At 67.7% G+C, this 285-nt stretch carries 1 pseudogene; it reads left to right on the forward strand.

Annotation, left to right across the window (positions count from 1 at the left end):
- Positions 1 to 285, forward strand: a pseudogene (locus F2P45_RS35170) (tyrosine-type recombinase/integrase); the annotation flags it as partial.

Below are 285 nucleotides of genomic sequence, written 5' to 3' on the forward strand. Positions count from 1 at the left end.
CTGATTGCGCTTTGGCTACGCCGGCCGAATCTGTCGCCGCGCACCGTGCGCAACTGCCGCAAGGAGGCTGACCGCTTCCTGTACTGGATTCGCGCGCATGGCAAACACCTGGTCGACGTCCGCTACGAAGACCTGCTGGCGTTCGCCGCTTTCATCGCCGATCCGCAGCCGGCCGACCAGTGGATCAGCGCAACGCGGTTCCCCCGCGTCGACCCGCGCTGGCGGCCGTTCTGCGGCCGGCTGGCCGATGTGTCGCAGCTGCAGGCGCTGACCGTCATCAAGAGC

This window comes from Massilia mucilaginosa (assembly GCF_011682145.1).
Lineage (GTDB): Bacteria > Pseudomonadota > Gammaproteobacteria > Burkholderiales > Burkholderiaceae_D > Telluria_A > Telluria_A mucilaginosa.